The organism is Nocardioides xinjiangensis (genome assembly GCF_017916385.1).
In the GTDB taxonomy this organism is placed as follows: Bacteria; Actinomycetota; Actinomycetes; order Propionibacteriales; family Nocardioidaceae; genus Nocardioides; species Nocardioides xinjiangensis.
In genome coordinates this window covers 2,599,124-2,616,338 of record NZ_JAFMSW010000001.1, presented here as the reverse complement: position 1 = coordinate 2,616,338, position 17,215 = coordinate 2,599,124, and the positions used below count along the sequence as shown (strand labels likewise).

At 71.0% G+C, this 17,215-nt stretch carries 15 protein-coding genes; 6 read left to right on the top strand and 9 right to left on the bottom strand.

The genetic code is table 11. The features are described from left to right. Positions 1-89 precede the first annotated feature (89 nt). The 4 genes from J3P32_RS12345 to J3P32_RS12330 form a co-directional block, all read right to left on the bottom strand. On the bottom strand, positions 90-1,553 hold the full coding sequence (locus J3P32_RS12345) for a LamG-like jellyroll fold domain-containing protein (RefSeq protein ID WP_210440034.1): 1,464 nt from the start codon (positions 1,551-1,553) through the stop codon (positions 90-92). Between the two features lie 162 nt (positions 1,554-1,715). Next, the gene (locus J3P32_RS12340; RefSeq protein WP_210440032.1) at positions 1,716-2,327 is read right to left on the bottom strand and encodes a hypothetical protein; all 612 of its coding nucleotides are present in this window, start codon (positions 2,325-2,327) and stop codon (positions 1,716-1,718) included. Positions 2,328-2,880: 553 nt separating this feature from the next. Beyond that, positions 2,881-3,102 (bottom strand): hypothetical protein, encoded by a 222-nt coding sequence (locus tag J3P32_RS12335; RefSeq protein WP_210440030.1) that lies wholly within the window; start codon positions 3,100-3,102, stop codon positions 2,881-2,883. A 255-nt stretch (positions 3,103-3,357) separates the two neighbouring features. After that, the gene (locus tag J3P32_RS12330) at positions 3,358-3,978 is read right to left on the bottom strand and encodes a TetR/AcrR family transcriptional regulator (RefSeq protein ID WP_210440029.1); all 621 of its coding nucleotides are present in this window, start codon (positions 3,976-3,978) and stop codon (positions 3,358-3,360) included. Between the two features lie 50 nt (positions 3,979-4,028). Here J3P32_RS12330 and J3P32_RS12325 point away from each other — a divergent pair, with 50 nt between their 5' ends. Continuing rightward, positions 4,029-4,964 (top strand): homocysteine S-methyltransferase family protein, encoded by a 936-nt coding sequence (locus tag J3P32_RS12325; protein WP_210440028.1) that lies wholly within the window; start codon positions 4,029-4,031, stop codon positions 4,962-4,964. Between the two features lie 190 nt (positions 4,965-5,154). Here J3P32_RS12325 and J3P32_RS12320 read toward each other — a convergent pair whose 3' ends face one another. Continuing rightward, the gene (locus tag J3P32_RS12320) at positions 5,155-6,249 is read right to left on the bottom strand and encodes a hypothetical protein (protein ID WP_210440027.1); all 1,095 of its coding nucleotides are present in this window, start codon (positions 6,247-6,249) and stop codon (positions 5,155-5,157) included. 361 nt (positions 6,250-6,610) lie between these two features. On the opposite strand from J3P32_RS12320, the gene J3P32_RS12315 reads away from it, so the two are divergent. Then, positions 6,611-7,942 (top strand): YjiH family protein, encoded by a 1,332-nt coding sequence (locus J3P32_RS12315; protein ID WP_210440026.1) that lies wholly within the window; start codon positions 6,611-6,613, stop codon positions 7,940-7,942. Positions 7,943-8,101: 159 nt separating this feature from the next. Beyond that, a complete protein-coding gene (locus tag J3P32_RS12310) occupies positions 8,102-9,718 on the top strand; it encodes a calcium-binding protein (protein WP_210440025.1) in 1,617 nt (538 codons plus the stop codon). An 86-nt stretch (positions 9,719-9,804) separates the two neighbouring features. Here the strand turns inward: J3P32_RS12310 and J3P32_RS12305 are convergent, their stop codons facing one another. Further along, the gene (locus J3P32_RS12305) at positions 9,805-13,890 is read right to left on the bottom strand and encodes a family 78 glycoside hydrolase catalytic domain (protein ID WP_210440024.1); all 4,086 of its coding nucleotides are present in this window, start codon (positions 13,888-13,890) and stop codon (positions 9,805-9,807) included. Positions 13,891-14,025: 135 nt separating this feature from the next. On the opposite strand from J3P32_RS12305, the gene J3P32_RS12300 reads away from it, so the two are divergent. After that, the gene (locus tag J3P32_RS12300; protein WP_210440023.1) at positions 14,026-15,246 is read left to right on the top strand and encodes an MFS transporter; all 1,221 of its coding nucleotides are present in this window, start codon (positions 14,026-14,028) and stop codon (positions 15,244-15,246) included. A gap of 20 nt (positions 15,247-15,266) precedes the next feature. On the opposite strand, the gene J3P32_RS12295 is transcribed toward J3P32_RS12300, so the two are convergent. After that, positions 15,267-15,560: a hypothetical protein gene (locus J3P32_RS12295; protein WP_210440022.1), complete on the bottom strand. Its 294-nt coding sequence runs from the start codon at positions 15,558-15,560 to the stop codon at positions 15,267-15,269. Between the two features lie 121 nt (positions 15,561-15,681). On the opposite strand from J3P32_RS12295, the gene J3P32_RS12290 reads away from it, so the two are divergent. Next, the gene (locus J3P32_RS12290; RefSeq protein ID WP_210440021.1) at positions 15,682-15,933 is read left to right on the top strand and encodes a hypothetical protein; all 252 of its coding nucleotides are present in this window, start codon (positions 15,682-15,684) and stop codon (positions 15,931-15,933) included. Between the two features lie 23 nt (positions 15,934-15,956). Continuing rightward, on the top strand, positions 15,957-16,466 hold the full coding sequence (locus tag J3P32_RS12285) for a metallophosphoesterase family protein (RefSeq protein WP_210440020.1): 510 nt from the start codon (positions 15,957-15,959) through the stop codon (positions 16,464-16,466). Here the strand turns inward: J3P32_RS12285 and J3P32_RS12280 are convergent. Together J3P32_RS12280 and J3P32_RS12275 are read right to left on the bottom strand one after the other, a co-directional pair. Then, complete coding sequence (locus tag J3P32_RS12280; RefSeq protein WP_210440019.1) at positions 16,435-16,962, bottom strand: DUF2243 domain-containing protein; 528 nt, start codon at positions 16,960-16,962, stop codon at positions 16,435-16,437. The two genes, J3P32_RS12285 and J3P32_RS12280, sit on opposite strands and share 32 nt — an antisense overlap. A gap of 73 nt (positions 16,963-17,035) precedes the next feature. After that, positions 17,036-17,215, bottom strand: coding sequence for a hypothetical protein (locus tag J3P32_RS12275; RefSeq protein WP_210440018.1), 180 nt, complete (start codon positions 17,213-17,215; stop codon positions 17,036-17,038).

Below are 17,215 nucleotides of genomic sequence, written 5' to 3'. Positions count from 1 at the left end.
GCTTCACATGACTGTTCGGTCCTGTGGTCGCCTATGACACGAGAGTCGGCGGCTGCAACGCTCGGTTCTCATCGCCGCTCGGAGGGTGGTCATCTGGCGGCGTAGTGGGCGGCGACCCTGGCCGCGGGCATCGTCGTGAGGTAGATCGAGAGGTTGTCGATGGTCCCGTTGAAGGCGGGGCTGGTGCCTGCTCCGGCGCCAACACGCCAGTAGCCGTTGTAGGCCTCCGCCTTCGAGGTCTGACCGGAGACGGCGGCGACGCCGTCGACGTAGAGCACGGTGTCGCCGAAGGAGCTGGGGTTGGCGACGGCGACGACCAGCTGGTGCCAGTTCCCGTCGTTGTAGGCGCGAGGGGTCGTGATGGTTCGGACCGGATTGGTACTCCAGTTGCCGTAGGTCAGCTGTCCGGAGGGGGTCATCCGCGCGATGCGGTCTGCCAGCGGCGAGGTTGTCGCGGTGGTTGATTCGAATCCGACGAGATAGCCGCCCGTGGTGGAGGTGGTGCGGAACCACAGCTCGATGGAATGGGCGGTCGGTGCGGCGACCGGCCTGGCCGAGGTGACCGCCAGGCCCCCGGCTGCGCGCATCGAGGTGCCGGGGTTGCGGCTGGTCAGCGCGCCGGTCTGCCCCAGGGTTGCGCCGGCGCGGTAGGTGCCGAGGGTCTGGTTGCCGGAGCGGTCCTGGGCGGTGCCGGTGCCAACTGCCTCGTCGAGGAGCCAGAAGGTCGCAGGGTTGTCGGCGAGCACGGCGGCGACGTACGGCTGGACGAAGCTGGCGACGGTCCACCGCATGCCGGGGCTCCTGGTCTGGGCGGTGAAGCCGGCGTTGGCGGTGCCGAGACCGGTGCCGCTCAGCGCGATGACGATCCCGAGCAGGGCGGGAGCGTGGCGGCGCGCGACTCGGTGCGGGACTCGCCGAGCAGCCGGGACCTCCTGGGCGCCGTTGTCGTCGTCGGCGTCGTCTGACGTGTGCTCCGAGCGGCGCTGGCGCATCGGTCGCGGAGTGAGCCGCAGCAGGTTCCACTTCGGCGGCTCCCCGTCGAGGTTGCGGGTGGCGGTCCAGAAGGCGGCGACGGTCAACAACAGCCAGAGGCCGAGCCTGACCCACTGGCGATCCTGGAGCCAGGTCACCGGCAGGCCGACGAAGGGGACGAGCAGGATGCCGCGGGCCTCGAAGTCGTCGGTGGTGACTGGGGTGGCGTCGGTGACTTCGTTCGCGTCGCCTGCGCTGGTGTAGGACCCGTCGTCCCGCAGCTCGACGATGCGGTGCGTGAGCAGTTGCTCCCGGCTGGTCGACGGGTCGTCGAAGACGTAGACGCGGCCGACGGCAACCTCCTCCCCGATCGCGAAGGGGCGAGCGACCACGACGTCGCCGACGTCGATCGAGGGCCCCATCGAGCCGGACTTGATGACGAAGGAGCCCCAACCGAACAGCAGCGGCGCGAGCGCGACGACCGAGAGGGTCAGCAGGCCCGTGCGGTAGGCGCGCGAGACGAGCACGGCTGTCAGCCGTGCCCAGCCGGCGGCCGCGGCCGCGGTGCGCTGGGAGGGCATGGAGCCTCCAGGACTGTAAGGCTGTTCGACGGGCGCTGCGACGGCGGATCGACGGTAGTGGCCGGTGTCGCTGGGACCGGCCGGGGCGACGTGGCGTGTCAGCCCCGGCCGGTCATGGCATGACGAGGTGCGGGTGAACCGGTGGCGTGGCGCACCCGCGGGTCAGCCGTTGGTGCGCATCTCCCACTGCATGTCGATGCCGGTGGTGGCGCCCTGGAGCTGGTCGATCTCCGACTGCGTCATGCCGGTGGTGTCGAACTTGTAGGTCAGGCGGTAGGTCCGGTCGCGCACGCCCGGATCGACGGTCCAGCCGCCGAAGCCGGCCTCGAAGGTGTTGACCTGGGCGATCTGGCTCAGCGAGACGTCCGTCACGTGTGCCGGACCGCCGGCGACGAAGCCAGAGCAGTCGGCGAATGAGCCACCGGTGCCTGAGTCGATGGTCACCTTGATGCGGTTCTCCAGGCCCTGCGGACTGGTGACCGGGTTGACGGCGTAGCCCTTCACGGTGCTGGGCACCGACGCGTTGGCAGTCACCTTGATGCACTTGGTGTCGGTCGCGCCTGGGAGCATGTCCTTGACCTGGAAGCGGGCCGAGCCGTTGTCGTCATCGGTCAGGCTGACCGACCCGGTCGACCACTGGTTGCCTGAGTTGCGGGTCTGTCCGGTGAAGGCGGCATACGAGGACGTGTAGATGAGCGCCGCGGCACCGATGAGCGCGACGGGAGTGGTGGCGGCCGCGAGGACCTTGGTGGTGCGGCGGGTGGGCTTGTTCATGGTGCGGGCGTGCCTTCCTGTGGCCCCGGTCGAGGCCTGGTGGTGGTGGGTGCCCGCAGGGTCGCGCGTAGCTGCTCACCAGGTGCTCGTGGCACCAGGCACCGCGCGCGAACCCGATCGAGGGCAGGCGCCGGCACCTACGTGTCCTGTCCGCCCGGGAAACGGGCGGACGAGCGAACCAGGGGCAGCCAAGAGTCCCGAGAGGGCGCCATTTGGCTGCCGTCAGCGTAGTAGCGCTGCACAGGGTCCTTTACCTTACCGACGAGGGACTACCCGAAGGGACTACACCGGCTAGTCCCTTCGACCGGGAGTCCAGCTGCCTGTCCCGAGCTCGTGCGCCTGTCGTACTCGTCCGGGCAACGGTTCTTTCCCCACCAGTCGGGCAGCACACCGGTTACGGCGAAGCCAGCCGCCGATCCCGTCGAACACCTGCTCGCGACTCACGCACCGTCTCCGGGGAGCGGTCGGACCTGACACTCGACGTCGACGATGGCTCAGTCCGCCGCTCGTCGGCACGCACGGACTGCCGAGATCCGGTAGTCGCGGGCCGGTGTCACGCGGAGGCCACGACCTGCGCGATGGCTAGCTCCTCATTCCTCACGCCGGCTCGAGCTTGGTTCTCCAGATTGTTGCGGACGTCCTCCGCGAATACTTCGGCGGCGGCGCGATCCGCGAAGACGATGAAGGTGTGCGACCGGGTCGGCGCGCTGTCAGCCCAATATCCATGGACGAAGCCTGGGGCCGCACGAACACCCTCGACGATGCGATCGAGCATCTCCGCCGCAGAGCGGCCAGCCCAGGATCTGTGTGCCACGAACCCACTACCGCGTACATCGCTCCGGCCCTCCCTCGCGGTCCCGCAACGGAGTATCCACGCTAGCGTCCCGGCTAGGGAGCGAAGGCCGCGCTCATGCCGCGAAGAGGGTGCCGGCGGGGCTGCGTCTTCGCTGTCGGGGACTCCTGACGAGCGATCCCAGCGGGGAAGTGATTGCCGGGGCGACGACGCAACCGGCGCATCGCGCCTGGCCGGTCAGTCGAGCAGGGCCTCGACCATCTGGCGCAGCACCCGCAGCTGCTGGCGCATCGGCTCTGGCGAACGCGCGGCGCGGCACATCAGGTAGGCGCCCTCGAAGGTGGCGAACAGGTGGTCGGCGAGCTCGTCGGGAGCAATCGGGAGTCCGCGAACCGCGAGCGCCGGACGCAGCAGCGCGGCAAATCCATTCCGCCAGGCAACCACGGCCCGGTCCACCTCGGCCAAGGTCGCGTCGTCGAGCAGATCACGCTCGGTGAGCACGGCGATGTAGAGACAGGCCGACTCCTCAGAGACCAGGTCCGCGGCCCACTGCTCGTAGAACCGTAGGAAAGCCACCGGCCGCTCCAGCTCGCCGTCGATCGCGGCGACCGCTGCAAGGCCCTGGTCGAGCAGCCGGAGGTCCGCGTCGACGTACCGCGACACGAGCTCGCGCGCCAGACTCTGCTTGGAGTCGAAGTGGTGGAAGAACGCGCCCTTCGAGCTGCCCGAGGCCGCGATGATCTGGTCCACGCGCGTCGCCGCGAAACCGTTCTGCTCGATCAGCTGCTCGGCTGCGTCCAGCAGTCGAGCCCGGGTCGCTGTTCCGTCTCGCGGCATGAAGCCATTGTTCCAGACCATTTGGTCTGGTAGAACCAGACCAGATGGTCTGAAACGACGGAGGCAGCGCCATGACTGATCTGCTCGCTGACAGAAGCTGGGTGACCGACGGAGGGTTGGAGACCGACCTGCTGTTCAACAAGGGAATCGGCCTTCCTGACTTCGCGGCGTTCCCCCTCGTGTCGGACGCCGGCGGCGTCGAGGTGCTGTCGGCTTACTACGCCGACTACGCCGCGGTCGCACGAGCGGCGGGTGCCGGCCTGATGCTGGAGACGCCGACGTGGCGCGCCAACCCCGACTGGGCGGCCGGGCTCGGCTACGACGCCACACGGCTCAGGGCCGTGAACCACCGTGCGGTGGACCTCCTACGATCCATCGCAGCCGACCTGGATGTCCCTGCGACGCTCATCAGCGGCGTGGTGGGCCCCCGCGGTGACGGCTACGTCGCTGCAGGCGCCGACGCCGACGAAGCAGCCGAGTACCACAGCCCCCAGGTGCACACCTTCGCGGCAGCTGGCGTCGACGTCGTGCACGCGATGACGATGTCCGAGCCTGCGGAGGCGCTCGGCGTGGTGCGTGCCCCCCGAGCGGCCGGGATGGCAGTGGCGATCTCCTTCACCGTCGAGACCGACGGCCGATTGCCGGACGGGACCACGTTGCGTGATGCCGTGCTGGCCGTCGACGCCGCCGAGGCGCCGGACTGGTACGGCGTGAACTGCGCCCACCCGCTGCACGTGTCGCCGGCGCTCGCACTGCCAGGGCCTCACCAGCACGACGACGCTTCCTGGGCGGCCCGCATCGCGTCGTTCCGACCGAACGCCTCGACGCTCAGCCACGCCGAGCTCGATGAGATGAGCGAGCTCGACACCGGCGACCTCGCGCTGCTCACCCGGTCCACGAACCAGCTGCGCGGACACCTGCCCGCCCTTCGTATCGTCGGCGGATGCTGCGGCACGGACGCCAGCCACGTCGCAGCGCTGTGGGGCACCCCGCACAACGCGCATTGAGCCGAGGCGTGTCGCCCGAGCGTCTCGTTCTCAGGGCCACGATCGAACGATGCGTCATTCCGCCGCCCGTGCCCGCGAGGCCGTCTCCACGCGCGCCCAGCGACAGTCCGCGCTCGGTCGAGCGAGATCCCCGAGCGAAGCCCGCGCAAGGGCGGAGGGCCGGCGCACCGAAGTGCGCCGGCCCCCGAGCTCAGCGCCGCGTGACCCGCTCGAACGGCGCAGGCGTCTCGCCGGTCCAGCGGTAGAGGTAGACGTCCCCGTCCTGCAGGACGGCTCCGTCCCGCTCGACGCGCTTGCCCTCGGCCACGTAGTAGTAGCCGTCGCCGAGTGCCACGATCCCGTAGTTGCCGTGGAACTCGTAGCCGAAGGTGCCTGACGCCGGGTGGTGGAGGCCGCCCTGCTCCAGCTCGAGGAGCTGGCCGGTCTCCGGGGTCGCCTGCCCCCGGATCAGGCCGGTGCGCGGGGCGGTCTCGCCGTCGAGCCGGAAGAAGGAGTAGTTGGGGTACGCCGGCTTGCGGCCGTCGTAGACGGCCATCAGCCAGTCGCGCGTGTACGGGTCGTACTCGAGGTTCTGGACCCCGAAGTGGGTGTTGCCGGTGAAGACGAAGTACTTGCCGTCGTGCGCGGCTGGGCCGCTGCGATGGGGTGCGTCCTGGTCGAGCGGCTGCTCGTACTTCCTCCACCGGGTGACGTCGTAGGACAGCAGCACCTGGTGGTCGTTGTCGGTGCGGGAGGTGTTGGTGTAGATGCCGTAGGCGACGACGAGGCGGTTCTTGCCACCGGTCTTCCCGAACGCCGGACCGAACGCGACGCCGTCGATGCCGCTGCTGCCGTAGCGGTGGTCGGGGGTGTTGGCCGTGTCGCCGTCGAAGACGCCGTTGCCGTCCATGTCGGCGGTGAAGTCGGCGACGACCTCGTCGAGGTGCACCGCCGTCATCACGCCGTCTCCCTCGGCGTCCATGCCGACCCGGTCGATGGCGTCGACGTCGAAGATCGCGATGTAGAACGCCTCCTCCGCCTTGTACTCCAGGGAGCCGTAGACGCGGCCGTCCTTGGGGTTGACGTCCAGGTCGCCGAGGTGGCCGGTGAGCCCCGTGACGGTGCCGACCACGTTCCCGTCGAGGTCGGTCTTGACCAGCATCTGGGTGAACGACCAGTACATGTAGCCACGCTCGGCGTCGATCGCGACGCCCTGGACGTGGCTGGTCGGCCAGGCACCGCCGTGGATGTGGAGCGGGAGGTCAGCGGGGTCCGGCTTCGCCGGACCCGCGTACGCCGTGGGCATTGCAAGGCACAAGGCCGCAGCACCTGCGGCCAAGCCCGAGATGATCCTTCGCATGGTCGAGCACTCCTCTTGTCGGGTCGGGGGCGCTCGTACCCTCGGGACCGCGGGTGACTAGGGCTCGCCGTCCGGGCGACCCAGGGTGGACGTGCAGGTGAACAGGGAGCCGTCCTCATCCGCCGCGGGCGGACGTCGCGGCCGGGAAGCACCGGCATCGGGTCGCGGTCGGCCGCCGTCATCTGCCCGCTCACGGATCGCCTGTTCCGTCTCGCATCCGAGACGCCGTCCTCGCGCGACGCCCTTCACGCCATCACGGCCCCGTGCCAGTCTGATCGGGAATCGCTCTCGACATCGGAGGCCCTCAATGACCGAGCAGAGCATCGCCCAAGCTGGCGCCCGCGACACCTCGAGCCCGTCGCACATGTGGAAGTTCTTCGTCTACAGCGCGATCGGGGCGTTCATGTTCTTCGCCCCCGTGACCCTCGACGGTCGCGACTCGATTCCGCTCGACCACCTGGTCACCGCGATCCGCGACACGGCTCCGTCGCTGATGCCCTACTACGCGCTGGCGCTGATCGTCGGCGGGGCGGCGGTGCCGTTCGTCACCGGCACCTGGCGCCGCTCGACCATCGACGTCGTCTTCACGGTCGCGAAGCTGGTCGGGATGGTGATCGGCCTCCTGCTCGTGCTCGAGACCGGGCCGGCGTGGCTGGCGCGACCCGACATCGGGCCGTTCCTGTTCGAGAGCCTGGTCATCCCGGTCGGCCTGCTGGTGCCGATCGGTGCAGTGTTCCTCGCCCTGCTGGTGGGGTACGGCCTTCTCGAGTACGTCGGAGTCATCCTGCAGCCCGTCATGCGACCCCTGTGGCGAACGCCGGGTCGATCGGCGATCGATGCGGTGGCGTCGTTCGTCGGCAGCTACTCGCTGGGTCTGCTGATCACCAACCGGGTCTACCGCGAGGGCAAGTACTCCGCGCGCGAAGCCGCGGTGATCGCCACCGGGTTCTCGACGGTCTCCGCGACGTTCATGATCGTGGTGGCGACGACCCTGGACCTCATGGGGTCGTGGCTGACGTACTTCTGGACGACGCTGCTCGTCACCTTCCTGGTCACTGCCGTCACTGTGAGGATCCGTCCCCTGTCACGGATGCCGGACACCTACTTCGAGGGCGTCGAGGCGCGCCCGGAGGTCGACGGTCGCGGTCGGAGGCTGAGCCTGGCCTGGCAGGAGGCGAAGCACACGGTGGCAGCCGCCCCGCCGCTGCACGTCAACGTCTGGCGGAACGTGCGCGACGGGCTGCTGATGGCGATGGCGATCCTGCCGTCCATCCTCTCGATCGGGCTGCTCGGCCTCGTGCTCGCCACCTGGACGCCGGTCTTCGACTGGTTGGGCTACCTCTTCTACCCCGTCACGTGGGCACTGCAGATCCCCGAGCCCCTGCTGGTCGCGAAGGCAGCAGCGGTCGGGATCGCCGAGATGTTCCTGCCGGCCCTGCTGGTGACCGAGGCGGTGCCCGCCGTGAAGTTCATCGTCGCCGTCGTCTGCGTGTCCCAGGTCATCTTCTTCTCCGCGATGGTCCCGTGCGTCGTCGCCACCGACATCCCGATCTCGGTGCCTCAGATGGTCGTGATCTGGTTCGAGCGGGTGGTGCTCACCCTGGTCCTCGTCACCCCCATCGCGTTCCTGCTCTTCTAGACGCGCGGTCGCCCTGCCTGCGCCGAGGCCCCTCGAGCGGGCTGGGCAGTCCCCCGGTGAGCTGGGTCCGAAGGGCAACCAAGCGGTACGCAGGCGATGCGCAAGCGCCTCGCCGCAGGCTGTGGCCACACCTACAGCTGACCACTTGGAGCGAGCCCGATGTCCGACACCCACCACGTCCCGCGCCGGCTGCGCGGCCTGCCGGCCCTGGCCGCAGCAGCCCTGATGACGACCACCCTTCACGGTGCCGCTGCCCCGGCCGAGGCCGCGGCAGCACGATGCCAGGGCGTCCGCGCCACCATCGTCGGCACCGACAGGTCCGAGGTCATCAAGGGCACCTCGAAGCGTGACGTCATCGTCGCCAAGGGCGGGCACGACCGCATCGACGCCGGCCCCGGGAACGACCTCGTCTGCGGCGACGCCGGCAACGACCGCGTCTTCGGGTCCAACGGAACCGACGTCCTCCGCGGAGGCGCCGGCGACGACAGCATCTCGTCGGGTTCCGGTGACGGCGGCCTGCTCTACGGCGGGCCCGGCAAGGACCGGATCGCCGCCATGGCGGGCGGCATCGGCCTCTACGGCGAGGGCGGTGGCGACACCCTGATCGCGCACGGGGAAGGAACGCTCCTCGAGGGCGGCGCCGGAGAGGACACCATCACCGGCTCCGACTTCCCCGACGTCATCGACGGCGGCAACGGCGACGACACCATCGACGCCGGGCCCGGCGACGACAAGGACGTCGACGGCGGTCCCGGCAAGGACCGCGTCTTCGGGTCCAACGGCACCGACGTCCTGCACGGCGGCTCGGGCAACGACGTTGTCACCTCCGGGTCCGGTGATGGCGGCCTGCTCCACGGCGGGCCCGGCAACGACCGGATCGCCGCGATGGCCGGCGGCATCGGCCTCTACGGCGAGGACGGGGACGACGAGCTCATCGCCCACAAGGAGGCCACCCTCCTCGAGGGCGGTATCGGCAACGACGACATCATCGGCTCCCCCTTCCCCGACACCGTCGACGGCGGCGACGGCAACGACACGATCAGCACCGCGGGCGGCAACGACACCGACGTCGATGCCGGCCCCGGCGACGACCTCGTCGACACCGGGGACGGTGCCGACACCGCCACGGGCGGGGACGGCAACGACACCCTCCGGATGGGCGAGGGCACCGACACCTGCGACGGCGGCACCGGCACCGACACCTGCGACGGCGGTGCCCCCGGCACCGCCGCCAACACCCCCACCGACCCCGACACCTGCGTCGCCGAGGGGAAGGTCTCGTGCCGCGCCGAGGGGTTCCCGGACCGCTGGCAGGTGAAGATCTCCGGTCACGAGGTGCGCGAGGGCGAGTACTCCGGCGACACCTACGACTGGTCCATCACCATGACCGTGGCGCGCCACGGCGACCCTGCTCACACCGCGATGTGGCGCTACGAGTCCGCGACGGGCAGCTACACCGGCTCGGGCCACTTCGGCGACTGCTCCTTCACCGAGAGCGGCACGCTCGACCGCAACTGGTCGGCCGACTTCCTGTTGGCGCCGCACATGGATGAGTACGCCCTCGACGTCGTCGGCGGCGGCGACGGCACGCAGTCCGTCACCTGCAGGAACCGGTCGTACACCTCGACGACGACGTTCGAGGCCTGGGGGGCGACCGGCTGGGGGCCCGAGGGATGGCCGTGGGACGACACGCAGTCCGAGATCGTCGGCGAGTGGGTCGACGAGGACCCCGGCTTCCGCCGGCACATCACGTGGGTGATCTCCCCGTTGAGCTGAGCTGCCGCACCTCCCACGAGACAGCCCGCACTGCGCTCACGGCGATGCCGCGAGCGCAGTGCGGGTTCGCTGGAGTGTTCTCGTTCTCAGCGGAGCTCGAACAGCGCGGTCAGCTCGGAGGAGTCGGCCGTGGTGACGACCAGCTTGAGGCAGCCGGTGCTGTTCCTCGGCGTCCTCCAGTTGTAGCGGAACACGCCCTCGGTGGCGTCGTACCAGAGCTCGGTGGCCCCGGTGACGGTCGACTCGACCTCGTCCTGCGCCGCGGTGGTGCAGGACGAAGCCACCGTCCGCAGACCGGTCACGGCGTCGGTGGATGTGAGCTCGGTGTCGGCGGCGAAGACCTCGAACTTCAGCGGCACGGTCGAGCCGGCCTTCACCACGTTGACGACACCACCCATGTCGACAGGCTTGCCGAAACCGGTCAGGCGCCACGGTGCGACGGTGTACGTCCGCCGCTGCGTGGTGGTGTTGCCGGCCAGGTCCCGCGCGGTCGCCACGAGCGTGTGGGTGCCGACCTCATCGCTCCACCCGGTGACCTCGCACCCGGCTTCGCCGGAGAGCACGTCGCCGGCCTGGCAGGTGGGGGCGTCCGGCACGGACCCGAAGGTGTACGCCGCACCGTCGGTGATGTCGCCGGTCCAGGTGAGGCCGGGCGCGGTGACGTCGCGACGCACCTGGACCGACGAGGTGCCGGAGACGTTGCCGGCCTCGTCGGTGGCGCGGAACAGGAACGTCGTCTCGCCCTCGGGCGCGTCGACCGGTCCGGTGTACGGGGACCAGACGCCCTCCTCGACGCCGTACTCGATGGTGACGTCGCCGGGGCGGTCGTCGGTGGCGGACGCACCGACGGCCACGGGGCCGGTGAACCAGCCGTTGTCGCCGGTGGCCGTGGCCGGGTCGGTCTGCACGGTGACGACGGGCGCGGTCACGTCGGGCGGCGTGTAGCCGTCCGGGCAGACACCGGTGAGGTGCTCGTCGAGCCCGGGGCCCTCACCTGCGGCGAGGCTCAGCACGTGGCAGCCGGCCGGCACGTCGTCGACGCGGAGGTAGCCGCGCTCGTAGGTCGCACCGGTGGCGCGGCCGTCGACGTACACGATCGGGTCGCTCGACTCCGTCGCGCCGGGCACGAAGACGCGCGCGACGGTGTTGCCGGGGATGTGCACCCCGACGTCGGTGCGGTCACCGACGGTGTGGTGTGCGGCGCCGATCGAGCCCTTCAGCGTGGGGAGCCGGACGCCGGCCCACTCGACGGCCTCGGGCTGCGGGCGGACGTCGAACGTGGCGTAGCCGGGCGTGGTCGGGTGGATGCCGAACATGCCCTGCGGGACGTTGTAGGCCGGCGAGGCGGCCCACGGGTGCGAGTAGGTGGTGTTGGACTTCAACGAGAGGTCCCACGCCTCCATGGTGGCGCCGGCCCCCTTGTTGATCATGTTCATCCAGCTCCGCAGGCCGGTGCTGGTGAGCATCGCGTGGGCCACGTCGGCACGGTCGCCGTTGTAGAGCGACTCGAGCACGAAGGCGGCGCAGTAGACGCTGCAGACCATGCCGCGGCTGGCGATGTACTCCGCGGTCTGCGCCGCCTGGTCCTCGTCGGCGAGCCCGAAGGCGGTCGCGAAGACGCTGGCCTGGATGGCGTGGTGGTTGATCGGGGTGCCGTCGGCGTTGAGCCCGTCGCGGTAGGCGCCGGTGCTCGGGTCGAAGAGCCGTGCGGTGGCGGCCGCCTTGATGGCGTCGGCCTTGGCGTCGAACGTCGCGGCGTCGGCGGTTCTGCCGAGTGCGCGGGCGATGTCGGCCATGTCGCGGTAGCTCTGGTGGCTGATGGCGTTGATGACGGTGTTGTAGGGACGGAAGACGTACCCGTCGCGTTCACCGGCCGGCCAGTCGACGATGTCGCAGTCGGTGCAGCTGTTGGCGCCGTTGGAGCCGGAGTTCTTGCGCACCAACCCGGTGGAGGCCTCGAACCACTCGTCGGGCAGCTTGGGCACGAGCCGGTCGTAGTTGCGCGCGAGAGCCTCGACGTCGCCGGTCTGCTGGTAGCTGTCGTGGAACGCCAGGATCGTGTACATCGGCCACTCGGTGGGCCACGTGCGGCCGGTGAGGAGGTAGTCGAGGGAGTAGTTGCCCAGCGTCGGGTCGTCGGAGACGAAGAAGTTGGCCATCATCTGGAGGTACGAGTCCGCCTCGTAGGCGTCCCGCTCCCGCGTCCAGGAGTCGACGTACAGGTTGTGGTTGGTCGCGTCGACGGTGTGGCGCGACAGCTGCCACACCTGGTTGAGGTTGTGGTCGGAGGAGTCGAACTGCGCGCCCTCGGGGTCGTACGGGTAGACCTGCGCGAGCGCCGGGAAGTCGTCCTTCCCGAGCCCGGTCGGCGCGCCGAGCACCTCGGCGTAGCGGAAGACCCGCATGCCCCACGTCTCGAGGTGCTGCGCACCCGCCTTGAGCGTCCAGCGGTCCTGGTAGCTGTTGCCGGTGGCCATGGCGAAGCGGACCGTCTGCGGCGACGACAGCGCCTCACCGAACCGCACGTCGAGCACCTGCCCCGCGGTGCCGTCGACGTCGAGGCTCAGGCCGCCGATCCACGTGCGGCCGTAGTCGATGAAGTAGTTGCCCGGGGACTTCTCCACGACGACCTCGGGGTACTTCAGCTGGTGCTCGACCTTGGCGGTCGGGGTGGGCTGGAGGTCGGCGAAGGTGGCCTTGACCGCTGCCGGCTGCCAGGCCGCGTCGTTGAAGTCGGGCTGGTCGAAGCCGGTCGGGAACGCTGCTGACTGGATGTTCTCCTTCGGGGCGGTGAAGTACGACGTCCCGATGCTCCCGGCGGTCGGGTAGACCGTGCTGCCGTTCAGCGCGCGCCAGCCGGCGCCGGTGCCGAACGTCTGCCGCGACCCGTCGACGTACTCCACGACGAGCTGAGCCTGGAACCGCTTGTCCGTCGTCGTGTAGGCGATCGCGCCGAGCGCGTTGGACTCGCCGCTGCGCACGAGCGAGGTGACGTCGAAGCCGTCGTAGCGGGTCTCCCCCGCGATCGGCTGCGTGGGGCCGAGGCCGACGAAGGTGCCGTTCAGCCAGGCCTTGTAGACGAACTGGCGGGTCGGCGCGGTCGAGGCGCCCGTGGCGTAGAGCGTCGCCCAGGCGACCTCCTTGTCAGCGAGGTCGACCTCGCCGCGCAGGAAGGCCCAGTCGGTCGACGCCACGCCGAAGACGCAGTTCTGGCTGCTGCCGACGGCCAGCCGCCCGCCCGAGACGGTGCCGCACGCGAAGTCGGTCGACGGCGCCTCGAAGGAGTTCTGGTAGAGCACCGTGCCCGAGGCGGAGGTGACCCGGAGGTCGTCCCACGTGTTCGTCTCGCTGCCGCCGGTGCGGAAGCCGATGCGTCCCGAGGAGAACGCGGAGGTGACCGTGGTGACGTCGACCTGGACGCCGTCGAGGTAGGTCGTGATGGTGTTGCCCGAGGCGACGATCCGGAACGCGTAGGTCGTGTTGTTCGCCAGGGTCCTGCCCAGAGGCACGGACTTGAGCTGGGTGAACGTGCTGCCGACCCTCGTGTGCGGGGCGAGGGTGTTGACGCCGTTGCCGCGGAACTGCCACATCAGGTAGTTGCTGGCGTCCTTGGCGCGGAACACGATGGTGGCGTTCTGGGCGGTGATGCGGAAGTTGCCCTCGAGCGTGTAGTCGGCCCACGCGGTGGTGGACCCGTCCCCCACCCAGATCGGCCGCGAGTCCCCCCACGTGCCGCCCGCCGCCGTCCCGAACCGGGAGACCGAGGACCACTCGGACGGGGTGTCACCGTTCCACGTGCGCACCCGCCACACGTAGGACTCGGCAGGCGCCAGGGCCGGCCCGGCGTACGAGACGTTGGTGCTCTTCGCGGAGGCGACTCGTCCCGAGTCCCACACGTCGCTGCCACCGAGGCGGTCGGCGCTCTCCGCGACCTGGACCTGGTAGGCCGCCTGCCGGGCGTGACCGACCTGCCAGCCGAGGAGCGGGGCGGTCAGGTTTCCCACGTCGCGCGGCGACGGGAGCTGGCCGACCGTCAGGTCGGTCGGCGCGCCGGCGACCACTGCCGCCGCGGACGCCGCCGTCGTGACCGCTGCCGGCAGCGCCACAGCGCCTGCCAGTGCACCGGTCGCCGTGAGGACGACGGCCAGGGACGATGAGACCAACCTGCGCACGGGCGCGCTCCTTTGTGAAACGTTTCATACAGCGACCGACCAACGGTAGGCGTGTGATGACCGCCACGTCAACGGGTCGTCTCGTGGTGCTCGGAGCCGGCCGGGCGAGCGCGCCCCGGCCGTACGATCTCCGCCGTGAGCACGCGGGAGCCGATCTGGCGGCAGCCGGGCATGGCGCCCCTGGTCATGATGACGTGCGCGGGGTTCTCCGGGTACGCCCTGCTGCTGACGGTCGCGCCCCTGTGGGCGGTCGAGGGCGGGGCGACCACCGCCGGCTCCGGGCTCGTGAACGGCGTGCTCCTGCTGTTCACGGTGCTGACCCAGCTGCTCGTCCCGCGGGCGCTGCGCGCCTTCGGCTGGGGGCCGGTGCTCGCCGTGGGACTGGCGCTGCTCGGCGTCCCCGGTGTCGCGATATCGCTGAGCGACGAGCTGTGGGTGGTGCTCGCGCTGTCGGCGGTGCGGGGCATCGGGTTCGGCGTGCTCACCGTCACCGGGAGCGCCGCCGTCGCCGCGCTCGTGGGCGCCGAGCGCCGCGGCGAGGCGATCGGCGCCTACGGCCTCGCGGTGGCGGTGCCGAACGTCGTCCTCCTCCCCGCCGGGCCGTGGATCGCCGAAAGCGCCGGCTACTGGGTGGTGTTCACCGTGAGCGCCCTCCCCCTGGCCGGCATCCCGGCGGCGCTGCGTCTCGCGTCGGCGCTCCGCGTCAGCGCACCCGACTTGCACCCGGGCACGAGCTCGTCAACCGACCCGGGCGACCCCGAGTCGGCGGCCTACCGCCGGCTGCTGCGGCCGATGCTGCTGTTGCTGGCGGTCACGCTCGCCGGCGGGGCGGTGATCACGTTCACGCCCCAGATGGTCGACAGCCCCTCGGTCGCAGCGGGCGGCCTGCTGCTGATGGGCGTGACCGCTGCACTGGGTCGCTGGCGGATCGGGCGGCTCGCGGACCGCCACGGCGCCCAGCGCTTCCTCGTGCCGCTGGTCCCCCTCACCGGGGCCGGGATGGCGCTGGTGGCCTGGTCGGTCGCCGGCTCCGACAGCGTCCGCGTCGGCGCGTTCCTCCTCGCCATGCTGCTCATCGGCCTGTGCTACGGAGGGCTGCAGAACCTGACGCTGCTCATCTCGTTCACGGCCGTCTCGCGCCGGCACCACAACCTCGCGAGCGCGGTGTGGAACGTCGGCTTCGACGCGGGGACGGCGATCGGCTCGGTGGCCATCGGGGTGATCGCCGAGCTCACGTCGTTCACCACCGCCTTCCTGGTCGCCGGCGCGATCGCCGTGGCGACGCTGCCGCTCGCGCTGCGCCGGCCGGCCGTCGCCGAGGCGCAGGCCCCGAGGACCCCGCGGGCCGCCGGGTAGGCGCCCGGCGAGTCCCCCGGCTACAGCGGCGTGTCCTGCGGGATCGCCCGCAACACGCTGACGGTGCCGGCCTCCCGGCCCACCACGACCTTCACGCCGTCGAGCCGGGCGAGGGAGGCGCGTACGTCGTCCTCCTCGAGCCCGGTGTCGACCGCGATGTCGACGTCACGCACCGGCACGGTCGTGTCCGGCCACTCGGGCGAGGGCAGCTGGAACGGGTCGAAGTCGGTCTGCGCCGCCGCCCAGAGCTGGAGGGCGGCCTCGCCGACCATGTCGTCGATCGTGGACTCGTCGAGGGTCTCGTCGGGGGCCATGCGACGACCGTACGCGCCGCCGCGAAGGCCCGCGGGGAGGGGCCGGCCGAGCCGCCCCCAATTCGGGGCAACTCGGGCGCCGACGTCCCCGGCGCCCTCGCGCGCCGGGCAACCTCTGGTCATGGAGGGCACGTCACCCGGCAGGCAGGCGGCCGTACGCGAGCTCCTCGCGGCGGCCGAGGTGTTCGCCGAGCTGGCGTGGGCGCAGGAGGTCCGTCGCGACCAGTCCCGGCCGGGCACGGGTCCGCACCACCGGCACGCGCACTCCGCCACGCTGTGGCACTCGGCCGAGCGGACGCTGCGCACCCGGGCCGCGGAGCTCCAGCTGGGCGAGCGCGGGATCAGCGACCTGGAGGTCGGCGCCACCCGCTGAGGAGGGACCGGTTGACTGGCCCCATGGCGACCCGACTCCTCCTGCTGGCCGACACCCACGTCCCGAAGCGCGCCAAGGACCTGCCGGTCGAGGTGTGGCGGGCCGTCGCGGACGCCGATCTGGTGCTGCACGCGGGCGACTGGGTCGACGTACGCCTCCTCGACGAGCTGGAGGCACGCTCGCACCGGCTCGTCGCCTGCTACGGCAACAACGACCACGGAGCGCTGCGCGAGCGGCTGCCCGAGGTGGCCCACGTGGAGGTGGACGGCCTCCGCCTCGGCGTGGTCCACGAGACCGGCCAGGCGAAGGGCCGTGAGGAGCGGATGAGCCGGGAGCACCCGGACCTCGACGTCCTGGTCTTCGGCCACAGCCACATCCCGTGGGACACCACGACCGCCACCGGCCTGCGGCTGCTCAACCCGGGCTCCCCCACCGACCGCCGGCGCCAGCCGCACTGCACCTACATGACGGCGGTCGCCGCCGACGGCGAGCTCGGCGGAGTCACGCTCCACCGGCTCCCGCCACGGGCCTAGGCTCCCAGGCGCGGACGGCGAGCTCCTGCGACCCCGACCGCGCGACCCACCAGCCCACCACGACCTGCAGCGCGCCGAGCGCCAGGAACGCGAGGTCCCACGCGAGCGGGCCGCCGAGGTCGTCGCGCACGTGGTGCACGCCGAGGAGCTGGTGGTCGACGAGTCCCTCGACGAGGTTGAACCCGCCCCACCCGGCGAGCACGCAGCCGAGGTGGAAGCGCCAGCTCGGGGGCAGCCGGCCCTGGCGCCACTGCGCGAGGGTGACGATCGAGGCGCCGGCCACGGCGAACCACGAGAACAGGTGGAAGAAGCCGTCGGCGAGGGTGTTGACCTCCAGCCCGGCGACGGTCGTCATCGGGTGGTCGCCCGTGGCGCTGACCATGTGGTGCCACTGCAGGATCTGGTGCAGCACGATCCCGTCGACGAAGCCACCGAGGCCGATGCCGTACAGCAGCCCGGCGGCGGGTGACGGGGGCTCCCCCACGGACGACGTCATGGGCGCCCCGTACCCCACACGCCGCGTCGTACGCCGTGACCGGACCGCTCCCGCCTCAGGCCTCCGGGCCGCCCTAGCGCCGCGACGGGCAGTCGTCGTTGGTGCACACCCGGACGTCGACGGGCTCGTCGCCGGCGCCGACCACGCCGTCCTCGGGGCCGGCCGGCTCGCGGGCGCCGCCGGACGAGCCGGCGTTGGGGACCAGCCGGACCTCGGAGCCGCAGACGGCGCAGGCCTCGTAGTCGGAGTACAC

What these genes read in the sequence shown, in the direction of transcription:
- J3P32_RS12345 (WP_210440034.1), bottom strand. Translation starts at nt 1,553, where the DNA reads ATGCCCTCCCAGCGCACCGCGGCCGCGGCCGCCGGCTGGGCACGGCTG.
- J3P32_RS12340 (WP_210440032.1), bottom strand. Translation starts at nt 2,327, where the DNA reads ATGAACAAGCCCACCCGCCGCACCACCAAGGTCCTCGCGGCCGCCACC.
- J3P32_RS12335 (WP_210440030.1), bottom strand. Translation starts at nt 3,102, where the DNA reads ATGCTCGATCGCATCGTCGAGGGTGTTCGTGCGGCCCCAGGCTTCGTC.
- J3P32_RS12330 (WP_210440029.1), bottom strand. Translation starts at nt 3,978, where the DNA reads ATGGTCTGGAACAATGGCTTCATGCCGCGAGACGGAACAGCGACCCGG.
- J3P32_RS12325 (WP_210440028.1), top strand. Translation starts at nt 4,029, where the DNA reads ATGACTGATCTGCTCGCTGACAGAAGCTGGGTGACCGACGGAGGGTTG.
- J3P32_RS12320 (WP_210440027.1), bottom strand. Translation starts at nt 6,249, where the DNA reads ATGCCCACGGCGTACGCGGGTCCGGCGAAGCCGGACCCCGCTGACCTC.
- J3P32_RS12315 (WP_210440026.1), top strand. Translation starts at nt 6,611, where the DNA reads ATGACCGAGCAGAGCATCGCCCAAGCTGGCGCCCGCGACACCTCGAGC.
- J3P32_RS12310 (WP_210440025.1), top strand. Translation starts at nt 8,102, where the DNA reads ATGTCCGACACCCACCACGTCCCGCGCCGGCTGCGCGGCCTGCCGGCC.
- J3P32_RS12295 (WP_210440022.1), bottom strand. Translation starts at nt 15,560, where the DNA reads ATGGCCCCCGACGAGACCCTCGACGAGTCCACGATCGACGACATGGTC.
- J3P32_RS12290 (WP_210440021.1), top strand. Translation starts at nt 15,682, where the DNA reads ATGGAGGGCACGTCACCCGGCAGGCAGGCGGCCGTACGCGAGCTCCTC.
- J3P32_RS12285 (WP_210440020.1), top strand. Translation starts at nt 15,957, where the DNA reads ATGGCGACCCGACTCCTCCTGCTGGCCGACACCCACGTCCCGAAGCGC.
- J3P32_RS12280 (WP_210440019.1), bottom strand. Translation starts at nt 16,962, where the DNA reads ATGACGTCGTCCGTGGGGGAGCCCCCGTCACCCGCCGCCGGGCTGCTG.